Here is a 10,064-nt window from a genome sequence, read left to right as displayed (position 1 = left end):
GCGGGTCTCGTGGGCTCGGGCGGGCAGGAACAGCGTCGTTGTGGCCGCACTTGTTACAGCCGGGGCGGTGGGGCGGAGCTGTGTACCGCCGTCGACTGGGGAGCCGGTAGCGTTAACCGACGATTCCAGAGTTCCCCCATTGGTAGGAGTCCCGGTGACGCAGAGCGGACAGGGCGAGGAGCCGCAGCTTCCCGCGGCGCGGCCCGCCCACGAAGGCGTCGTGCTGCCCGCGGACGGCGGCGAGCCGCTGATGCCCGGCATGTACGCGGAGCCCGCCGGTGCGGGGGTGCCCACGGGCGGACAGCCGTGGGGTCAGCCCTGGGGGCCGGAGTCGGCGCCCGCGCCGGGGTCCGAGGCAGGGCCCGTGCCGGGGCAGACCTGGGGGACGCCGCAGGCGCCCTCAGGTGACGGGCAGTCGCTGCCGCCCGCCGCGCAGCTTCAGCCCCAGTCGCAGCCCCAGCCCCAGCCTCAGCCTCAGTCGCAGTCGCTTCCGCCCGTGCAGGCGGATGCCGACGCGACGCAGTACATACCGCCGGTGCCGGGGCAGTCGATACCCCAGATGCCGGCCGCTCAGCAGCCGACCGCTCAGCAGCCGGGATCTCAACTGCCCCCGGCTCAGCAGCCCCCGGCCGAGATGCCTCCGGTTCAGCAGCCGATGCAGCCGCATCAGGCTCAGCAACCGCATCAGGCTCAGCAGCCGATGCAGCCCAATCAGCAGATGCCGGCCATGCCGCAGGGCGCGCACGGTGTGCCCGGGGGCGACGAAGCCGCCACGCAGATGATTCCGCCCGTTATGGGCGATTCGCCTGAAATGGGGGTGAGGGCGCAGCAGTTGCCTCCGCAGATGCCGCCCGGCGCCCTGCCTCCGGAGCAGTCCGGAGAGTCCACGTACATCCTGGGACGCCAGCAGGCGCCCGCGGGCCCCGATGCCCAGGCCACGCAGTACCTGCCGCCGGTGCCGCCCGCGCAGAACGCCATGCCGCCCGCTCAGGGCTCCGTGCCGCCCGCGCCCGCCGGAGCGCCGTACGGGATCCGGCCCGGGGCGCCGGGGGACCGGCAGCCGCCGGCCGAGTTCGACAGCCTCTTCCGCAGTGAGCCCGCCGAGGGTCCCGCCGACTCCACGCAGCAGATGCCCCGCTTCCAGGATCCGGCGCCCGCGCCGCGCGCTCAGCACGGCCACGGTGGTGCGCACGGGCACGGCGGTCATGGCGGCCGGGCCGCGGCGCGCCGCGGTGACGGTCGCGGCGGCAGCGGGCCGACGCGGGGCCGGGTGCTCGCCGTGGTCGGCGTCGGGATCGCCGTGGTCGGGATCGCGGCCGGCGGCCTGATGGGTCTGCTCGGCGGAGGCGACGACGAGGGCGGGGAGAACCCCGCGCCCGCCGCCGCCACCGAACCCGCGCAGAAGGAGTCGTCCGAGCCCGCCGCCGATCCGGCGAAGGCGCAGGCCGTCGCGCTCGACAAGCTGCTCGCCGACTCCAACAACAGCCGGGACGCGGTGATCCGTTCCGTGGAGGCGATCAAGGGCTGCAAGAACCTGGGGCAGGCCGCGCAGGATCTGCGCGATGCGGCCGGGCAGCGGAACTCCCTGGTGACGCGCCTTGCCGAGCTGAAGACGGACAAGCTGCCGCAGAACCAGCAGCTGCGGGACGCGCTCAACAAGGCCTGGAAGGCGTCCGCTTCGGCCGACAACCACTACGCGGCCTGGGCCGACCAGGTGGCCGGCAAGAAGGGCTGCCCCAAGGGCAAGCCGCGTACGACGCCGCAGACCGGGGCGGCCACCAGGGCCAGCGGCGAGGCGACGACGGCGAAGCGCGAGGCTGCGCCGCTGTGGAACACGATCGCCAAGCAGTGGGGCCTCCCGGAGCGCACCCCTCAACAGCTCTGAGAACCGACCGCGTTGGAGCGGACCGGTCCCTCAGATCGTCCGCTCCAATGTGTCCGCCATGTTCACCGACGTCCTGCCCACCGGCGTCAGCTGGCCCCGCTTGACCTGTTGGAACCAGACATGGGCGTTGACCATGCGGGGGTAGTCGCGGACGGCGATCGTGTCCTCGAAGCGCCAGCTCAGGGTCGGGGTCAGGCCGCCGGTCTTGATGCGGACGCCGTCGTTCAGGGCGCGGGTGACGGAGCGGGCGTCCACCGTGCCCTCGCCGAGTGAGGCGACGACCTGTGTGAGAACCGTGTACGCGATCCAGGTGTTCTGGACGCCCGCGTCCGCGGAGTCGATGCGGTTGTCGTTGAAGGCCTGTTCGCGGATCACCTTGCGCATCGGCTCCCAGCGGTCATCGCTCGCCGCCGGGTACCAGCCCGTGACGTACGCGCCCTCGTAGACACCGGACTTGCCGCCGCCCCGGTTGATCGAGGTCTGGTCGAGCGAGCCGAGCACCGAGCCGATCCGTACGTCCTGGAAGTCCTCGCGCACGCGGCGCAGCGAGTCGAAGAACGTCGTCGTCTGGTCGCCGAGCGCCGCCGTCACACACCCCTTGCGGGCCTGCTCACGCGCCCCCTCGGTGCCCAGCGTGGTCGCGAGCGACGCGGGCGCGCCCGCGGAGGCGAGGGCGTCCTCCGCCTGCGCCGTGAAGTCGTTGGCGTCCTCCTTGGCGCGGATGTCCGTGGCCGCGGGCCGCCCGGCCTGCTTCAGGGAGAAGTCGAGCAGCTCGGGCAGGTCGTCGCCGGCGATCGTGTCCGGACGCACCAGGGAGACTTTCGAGCAGTGCGCGGCGAGCTGACGCCCGTTGCCCGCGATCAGCGCCACCTGCCCGCCGTTGACGGGATACGAGAGCGGGCTGGTGAACTCGTCCTCGGTCAGCCCGAAGCCCCCGATGAACGGGATGCCCTCCGCCTCGAGCGTGGACAAGAACGACCGTCCGTACTGGCTGTACGAGCCGACCACCGCCGTCACCTCGGCGTCGACCGCCTGCCGCGCGCAGTCCGCGGCGCCGTTCACGTCGTTGTGCTCGTTGCAGGTGATGACCTTGAGGTCGCGTCCGCCGAGCCCTCCGTTGGCATTGACCCAGCGGGCGTACGCGCGGGCCATCGCCGGGACGCCGGGCGCGTCCGTGCCCTTGGTGTTCTCGGGTGCCCAGGTCATGACGGTGACCGGGCCTTTCGTGTCCGACGAGAATCCGGGGAGCGCACCGCACCCGGCGGCCAGGGAGGCGGTGACCGCCAAGGCCAGGAGACGGGTGAGGCGACGGGTGGGCAGGGCACGCGGCCGATCGGTCATGGACACGCACTTTTGCGTCACGTTCCGAATCTTTGAGTGAAGTTGAGTCAACGGAAAGTGACTTGAAGGTGAACATGGGGGGCCCGGAGGGTCGCGGATGCGAAGAACGTACGATCGGCAACCGTGCAAAGCTCGGAGAAGTCTTCCCGTCGCGGCCGCCGCTCCTCCACCATGGAAGGCATGCCCTTGAACGACATGCCATGGTGGCGCTGGCGCAGCAACGTGCGCTCCGCGCTGCACATGATCTCCGACCCCGTCTTCCAGCAGGAGTCCTGGCTGGCCGGACGCGAGGAGTACGGGGACGTCACCGACGCCGTGTACCGCCTGGTCGAGGACACCTGGCTCGACAACTGGTCCGCCGAGAAGTACGTCGGCACGATCTTCCGCGACCCGCAGGAGGCCGCGCTTGTCGACACCGCGGTGCTCCGGGTCCTGCGGATCATGCACCAGGTCGGCCCCGACGCCCCCGTCCAGACCTATCTCGACCACCACGGCTGGCCCGAGGCGGTCCGCGCGGCACGCGAAGCGCATGTGCGCATGGCGCAGAGCGACGGGGACGACCCGGACGCGGCGCCGCGCTCCCTCGAGGTGCTGCGGATCATGACGCGCTCGGCCTGAGCGCCCGGTTCGCGAACGCTGCGGAACCCACCCGTCCACGAGGCGGTACGCACAACCGCCCACGGGCCCGCGTATGCGATCCTGCCTGGATGAGTGAGCAGCCCGCGGCCGTTTCCGACCAGTACGTCCTGACCCTGTCGTGCCCCGACAAACAGGGCATCGTGCACGCCGTCTCGTCGTATCTCTTCATGACGGGCTGCAACATCGAGGACAGCCAGCAGTTCGGCGACCGTGACACCGGTCTGTTCTTCATGCGGGTGCACTTCTCGGCCGAGGCGCCCGTCACCGTGGAGAAGCTGCGCGCTTCGTTCGCGGCGGTCGGCGACTCCTTCCAGATGGACTGGCAGCTGCATCAGGCCGAGGCCAGGATGCGGATCGTCCTGATGGTGTCGAAGTTCGGCCACTGCCTGAACGACCTGCTCTTCCGCGCCCGCACCGGCGCGCTCCCGGTCGAGATCGCTGCCGTGGTCTCCAACCACACGGACTTCGCCGAGCTGGTCGCCTCGTACGGCCTGCCCTTCCACCACATCCCGGTGACCAAGGACACGAAGGCCGAGGCCGAGGCGCGGCTCCTGGAGCTCGTCCGCGAGGAGAACGTCGACCTGGTCGTCCTCGCCCGCTACATGCAGGTCCTCTCCGACGATCTGTGCAAGCAGCTCAGCGGCCGGATCATCAACATCCACCACTCCTTCCTGCCGAGCTTCAAGGGCGCGAAGCCGTACCACCAGGCGCACACCCGCGGTGTGAAGCTGATCGGCGCCACCGCGCACTATGTGACCGCCGACCTCGACGAGGGCCCGATCATCGAGCAGGAGGTCGAGCGCGTCGGCCACGAGGTCACGCCCGAGCAGCTGGTCGCGGTGGGGCGCGATGTGGAGTGCCAGGCGCTGGCGCGTGCGGTGAAGTGGCACGCGGAGCACCGGATCCTGCTGAACGGGCGGCGCACGGTCGTCTTCGCCTGAGGGTTCTCGCCATTACGAGGTGGGGCTCGGCGGCGGGCTGCCGCAGAGGTCGTCGAGGAGGAAGGTCTTGTCCTCGCGCTGCAGTTCGGCCTCCCGTTCCAGGCCCGCAAGGAGCGCGTCGAGCACCTTGTCGTCGTCGGGGGCCTCCAGGAACGTCAGCACGGCCCGCTGGAACGCGTCGCGCAGGGACGGCGGCATCGCGTCCGAGGCGTCGAAGCAGATCTTGTCGGCGCCGTAGAGCAGATCCCGCACCTTCGCGGTGGCGCTGCCGGGCGTCGGTGCGACGCCCATCGCCCCGGGGAACAGCGGGCGCTCGCCTTCGCTCTCGGCCGAGGCCGCCCAGGCCGTGCGGGCTTCGGGGCCGGTGAGCTCGCGGACCAGGTCCCAGGCCTCGTCGCTCGCCTTGAACACCGCCGCCATGTCGCCGGAGACCTCGTAGGTGTCCGTGTGCTTCTTGCCGACCGCGGAGACGAACCGGGGTGTGGGGGCGGGCAGATACGTGTCGACGTAGTGGCGCCGTATGAACGAACCCTGGTGTTCAAAGCGGCACTCCACGTCGTTGGAGTCGAGCATCCCGGTGTCGGCTTCGAAGGAGCGCGTGAGCGCCTTCTCCCGCTCTTCGTCCCCGGGCAACAGTTCCCCCCAGTCCTCCCAGGCCTGCCGCACCTTCTTGTCGGTCCACGGCACCGACCGCTCCCCGAGCGCCCACTGCTGGTAGACCTCGGGGCCCTGCCGCCGCAGCAGCAGGTCCTCGATCCAGTCCGTACCCGGCCAGCCCGAGGTCGCGCCCGAACTCATGCCGAGGCACCACTGCTGCGGCTCCTCCGAGCGGTCGTCGGGGTCGTGCCACACGATGCCCTTGAGGTCGATACGGACCGGTGCCCAGTACGCCCGCCGCGTCAGCTGCTCGTCACCGGTGACCGTCACCGTGACGTCCGGGGCCCAGGGTTCGATGGCCCGGTCGGCGATGTCGTCGGGCAGGGGGTGGGCGTGGCCGTGCTCGGCGTAATCGGTCAGTTCGCCGAGGCTGTTGAGGATCGCGACGTCCGGGGGCGCACCGGCCTGCAGCTGCGCCACGAGGGTGTCGCGCAGAGAGCGGGTGCCGGAGTAGAAGTAGCGGACGCCCGTGCGCTTCTCGATCTTCTTCAGGGCTGCCACGAACGGCTTCTCCTCGCCGTCCGTCCAAGGCCCCAGGACGGTGACGGTCCGGTCCTCGGCTCCCGTGCAGGCGCCCGCGGACAGGGTGGTCACGGCGAACAGCACGGCACCGAGCGCGGTCCGCACCCCCGCTTTCCATCGGTCCCTCATGCCACTCCCCGCCTTCCATCGGCCCCTCATCCCACTCCCCGCCTTCCGGCCGACGGATACCCCAGCCCGTAGCTGTACAGGGCGAGCCCCGCCGACACCGCGCCCGCCGTGCCCACACCGAGGGCGATCCGGGCGGTCTGGGCCCAGCCCACCGGGCCCGCCTCGTCCAGCCTGTCCGTGATCTCCCGGCCCTTCGTTGCGAGTTGCTCCGGTGTGGACTCGAGGGACAGCTCGTCGACCTGGGCGCGTACGGCCCGTTGTGCGGCGTGCTCCTCCAGCGCGCCTGCGGCGAGCAGCCCGTACACGGACGCCGCGAGCGCGAGCAGCGCCCACAGGGGAGCGCTGATCAACCGCAGCCGGCGACGGCAGAACCGCAGGGTGCCCCCCAGGACGACGGCGAGCAGGGCCGCGGCCGGCAGCGTGACGAGCGCGAGGAGCAAGGGGGTGAGTGCGGCCGACTGGGCGCGGGTCTCCTGCCGCAGTTCCCATTCGAGGGCGGCGATCCGGCCGAGCAGCGCGATGGGTTCGGCCTCCGGATCCTTCAGGGCCTCGCACGTGAGCTCAGGGGTGCTCTCGTCGCACAGGATGTCGGCCCCGTAGTTGACACCCGCCTTGCGCATCCCGGAGTTCTCGCGGTTCTGGTCGGCCATCGAGATCGCGTCGCTGTAGGACTGCACGAGGCCCTGGATGATGCCGAGTTGCTGCGCCTGCCGTGCGTCGAGGGCGGCGGACCGGCCGACGCCGTCCAGGGCCTGTCTGCCGCTGCTCAGCAGCGTCTCGTAGAGATCCCCGATCGCCACCTGCCCCTTGCGCACGGGCACCTGTTCCTTGTCGAAGGGCCCGAAGCGGCGTACCGCCTCGTCCTGTGCCTCGTGGAGCAGGACCCGTGCCCTGGCGAGATCGGTCACCGCGGGGGCCAGCCGGTCGCGTACATGGTCGGTACGTCCGTGCACGTCGAAGTACGCGCCCGCGGTGAGCGCGAACGCGAGGAGGGCGAGCGCCGGCACAAGAACCCTGCGCTCCCGCAGGAACTCCGAGGTACGCCTCGGCGCCCCGCCGCGGGACGGCTCCCCGCAAGCCCACCGCCACACCTGCGGCCCCGACCGCCGCGGATCGAGCCAGTTCGCCCGCACCCGCACCCAGGCCCGCGCACGCGCGGCCGCGTGCCGTGTGCGATCGACGCCCGCGATTCTCAACTCGCCTGCCTCCTCGGCCCGTTCTGCCGTCCGCGGTACGTCGCGACCGTCACCTCACGCATCCGGCTCCCGCCCTCCGGACAGCCAGCGGGGCAACCGCGGTCCCGGCGACTCGGACCGGTGCCGCACCCGCGTCGGCCGTACCCGGTGCGCGTTGTCCAGGAGCGCCTCGATCAGTGCGTCGTCCGCGGTGCGGCCCGTGCGCGGCACCTGCTGGGCCAGGCGGCGGTAGCTGTCGGACAGGCGCAGCAGGAGCTGCTCCTCCGTGCGCGGGACGCGCAGCGGCGGCGGCAGATCGCGGTCGAGGGCGACCGGGAGGCGGCCGGCCAGTTCCGACCAGGGGTCGCCGCCCGCGCGGCGGGCCGAGTCGACCACGAGCACCAGGAGTTCGAGCAGATCCGTACGGAGCCGCTCCTCGGCCGCCGCGTCGGTGAGCCCCTCGTACTCGACGAGCCGCCGCAGCGCCGCGAACGCGCGCGCGAAGTCCCCGAGCGTGGGCGCCGGTCGGCGGTCGTGCAGGCCCGCGTGGATGCGTACGAGAGCGGTGCACGCGGCCGTGCGGTGGCGGGAGTCCGGCGGTACGCCTTCGAGTGCGACGACCGCCTCGCGCGGCAGCCGGTCGGCCAGATGCATCCGGGCAAGCCCGAAGGCCGCGCTGCCCTGGGCGTGGTTGCGGCACCACACCGACCGGTAGAACTCCTTGGCCTGCTCCGTCTCGCCCAGATGCTCATGGCAGTAGCCGAGGGCCAGCTTCGGCGCGTACTCGCCGGGGATGTCCTCGTACACCTTGGTGAACAGCGGGCGGGCCCGCTCCACCTGCTGGTGGGCGAGTTGGAGCAGCCCATCGTGCCAGGGGATGCGCCAGTCGTGCGGGGAGCGTTTGGTGCCGATCAGGCGGCGGGCCTCGTGCAATGCCCCGGCGGCCGCTTCCAGTTGGTGCACGAGCTCGTCCAGCGGCAGACGGGCTCCCTCGCGGGAGTCGCCGGCTTCCCGGGGCTGGGCCAGGGCGTTACGGGCGGCGCGGGCCTGGTGGATGTGCAGCCGGCAGCGCAGGAGCAGCAGCTCGGGGGTGGCCTCCCAGCGGGCGATCCGCCCGAGGAGTCCCTTCGGATCGTTGTACGAAGTGCGCTGCAGCCGCTGCCAGTTGGGGTCCAAGCGGTCGGGGTGCGGCGCCGGCAGATCCGCGGCGGCGTCCGCCGGGGCGGGCGGCTGCTGCGGGCCGAGCAGCCGTTTGTGCGAGCCGCCGGTGGCCCACTGTTCAAGGGGCGGGGCGGCGCCGAGTCCGCCGTCGAAGGTGTCGGCGACCGTTCCGAAGTGCAGGGAGGGTGCGAAGGTCTCCTCGTTCAGGCGCAGGGAGCGTAACTCCCGTAAGACGGCGTGGAGTTGGCCTGCCATTTCCTCGGCGGACGCGAAGCGTTCCGCCGGATCCGGGCGCGTGGCCCGCGCGATCGTGAGCCGCAGCGAGTGCGCCCCGAGGCCGTGCACCGCGGGTGCGGCCGCCAGGAGGCAGCGCAGGACCTCACCGAGGCAGTACAGGTCCCCGGCCGGTTCCATCCGCCCCTCGCCGCCCGCTTCCGGCGGGTTGACCGTGGCGGGTCCCGCCTCGCCGAAGCCGCGTACCGCCGCGACGTCGATCAGCTTGATGGTGTCGCCGCAGTGCAGCACGTTGTTGAGCGACAGATCGCCGTACACCAGCTCCTTGCCGGTGTGCAGATAGTGCAGCGCGTCGAGGATCCTGACCCCGTACACGGCGATGAACTCGAAGACGCGCTCGTCGTGGAACGGCGGCTCGCGGCGCAGCATCCGCTGCCGGATCTCCTCCAGGGTCAGCCCGTCGGCGAACTCCATGACGAGCAGAGGGCCCGCGCCGTCGTTGTCCAGGATCGCGTTGTGGACCTTCACGATGAACGGGTGGTTGAGGTCCACCAGACGTACGCGCTCGGCGGCGGCCTGCTCGACGGCGCCCGCATCCCGCGGATTGTGCCGCTTGAGCGCCACGAGCCGGTTGAGCAGCGCGCGGTCGTGCGCGAGATACACCTGCCCGTAACTGCCGCTCGCCAGCTTCCCCACCACGTGGTACTGCTGCTCGGGCTCCACGAACCGCGGCACACCCTCCGCGGTCCCCGAGCGCGGCCGTGGCGTGCTCCGGGGCGCGGGGCCGGTGAGCTGCGGACCCTGCACGTTCACCCGCGGCAGCTCCTCGAGGCCCTCGCCCGGCGGCTCGATGCTGATCTCCAGGGGTGCGGCCAGGCGGGCCTCACGGGCGCGCAGCGCCAACAGCAGGTTCTCCACGTCGAGTTCGAGCAGATACAGCTCGTACGCGGCGCGCAGCGGATCGCTCAGGGCCGCGCGGCGGTGCCGGTCGAGGCGCCCGAGGAAGTCGTCGGCGTCCCGCGCGCGGGTCTCGTGCGTGCGCTCGGACAGCCGCTGCCGCACCCGCCGCAGCTCGTGCAGCCGCTGCTCGATCCGCTCGCCGACGGCGGCCGGCCACTCGCGGCCGAGCAACTGCTCGTAAAGGAGCCGCAGCAGTGGCGCGCCGGGGTCGCGGAACGCGAGCAGCAGCCGGGCCTGCCGGCGGGACCGCACGGCGAGCAGCAGCTCGAGCACGTCCTCGGGCGCGGAGGCGCAGTCGTCGGGGAAGAGGAACGCGGCGGTCATGCCGGGGCAGTCCGCGGCGATACGGGAGAGCAGGATGCGGTCGCGCCCGCTGGACTGTGTCGCGCCGGGGCTTTCTTGTCCGGGGGGTCCGGGGGG

At 71.9% G+C, this 10,064-nt stretch carries 7 protein-coding genes; 3 read left to right on the top strand and 4 right to left on the bottom strand.

Features of this window, described 5'->3' with window-relative positions:
• Positions 1-154: 154 nt before the first annotated feature.
• Complete coding sequence (locus G6045_RS36035) at positions 155-1,885, top strand: hypothetical protein (protein WP_165336433.1); 1,731 nt, start codon at positions 155-157, stop codon at positions 1,883-1,885.
• A 30-nt stretch (positions 1,886-1,915) separates the two neighbouring features.
• Here the strand turns inward: G6045_RS36035 and G6045_RS36030 are convergent, their stop codons facing one another.
• The gene (locus G6045_RS36030) at positions 1,916-3,226 is read right to left on the bottom strand and encodes an ABC transporter substrate-binding protein (protein WP_165336432.1); all 1,311 of its coding nucleotides are present in this window, start codon (positions 3,224-3,226) and stop codon (positions 1,916-1,918) included.
• Positions 3,227-3,397: 171 nt separating this feature from the next.
• Here G6045_RS36030 and G6045_RS36025 point away from each other — a divergent pair, with 171 nt between their 5' ends.
• Both G6045_RS36025 and purU read left to right on the top strand, forming a co-directional pair.
• On the top strand, positions 3,398-3,844 hold the full coding sequence (locus G6045_RS36025; protein ID WP_165336434.1) for an SCO4402 family protein: 447 nt from the start codon (positions 3,398-3,400) through the stop codon (positions 3,842-3,844).
• A gap of 89 nt (positions 3,845-3,933) precedes the next feature.
• On the top strand, positions 3,934-4,806 hold the full coding sequence (purU, locus tag G6045_RS36020) for a formyltetrahydrofolate deformylase (RefSeq protein ID WP_165336431.1): 873 nt from the start codon (positions 3,934-3,936) through the stop codon (positions 4,804-4,806).
• Positions 4,807-4,818: 12 nt separating this feature from the next.
• On the opposite strand, the gene G6045_RS36015 is transcribed toward purU, so the two are convergent.
• The 3 genes from G6045_RS36015 to G6045_RS36005 form a co-directional block, all read right to left on the bottom strand.
• The gene (locus G6045_RS36015; RefSeq protein ID WP_165336430.1) at positions 4,819-6,114 is read right to left on the bottom strand and encodes an extracellular solute-binding protein; all 1,296 of its coding nucleotides are present in this window, start codon (positions 6,112-6,114) and stop codon (positions 4,819-4,821) included.
• Positions 6,115-6,140: 26 nt separating this feature from the next.
• Positions 6,141-7,310, bottom strand: a complete 1,170-nt coding sequence (locus tag G6045_RS36010) for a hypothetical protein (RefSeq protein ID WP_165336429.1) — start codon at positions 7,308-7,310, stop codon at positions 6,141-6,143.
• 54 nt (positions 7,311-7,364) lie between these two features.
• A partial coding sequence (locus G6045_RS36005) for a tetratricopeptide repeat protein (protein ID WP_206344636.1) occupies positions 7,365-10,064 on the bottom strand: 2,700 nt, incomplete at its 5' end.

The sequence above is a fragment of the Streptomyces mesophilus genome (assembly GCF_011044995.1).
Taxonomy (GTDB): domain Bacteria; phylum Actinomycetota; class Actinomycetes; order Streptomycetales; family Streptomycetaceae; genus Streptomyces; species Streptomyces mesophilus.
Note: the sequence above shows the minus strand (reverse complement) of the source record. Positions and strands in the feature narration are given on the sequence as shown.

Excerpts from the sequence above, each read along its gene's own strand:
- G6045_RS36030 (WP_165336432.1), bottom strand. The coding sequence starts at position 3,226 with ATGACCGATCGGCCGCGTGCCCTGCCCACCCGTCGCCTCACCCGTCTC.
- G6045_RS36025 (WP_165336434.1), top strand. The coding sequence starts at position 3,398 with ATGGAAGGCATGCCCTTGAACGACATGCCATGGTGGCGCTGGCGCAGC.
- G6045_RS36015 (WP_165336430.1), bottom strand. The coding sequence starts at position 6,114 with ATGAGGGACCGATGGAAAGCGGGGGTGCGGACCGCGCTCGGTGCCGTG.
- purU (WP_165336431.1), top strand. The coding sequence starts at position 3,934 with ATGAGTGAGCAGCCCGCGGCCGTTTCCGACCAGTACGTCCTGACCCTG.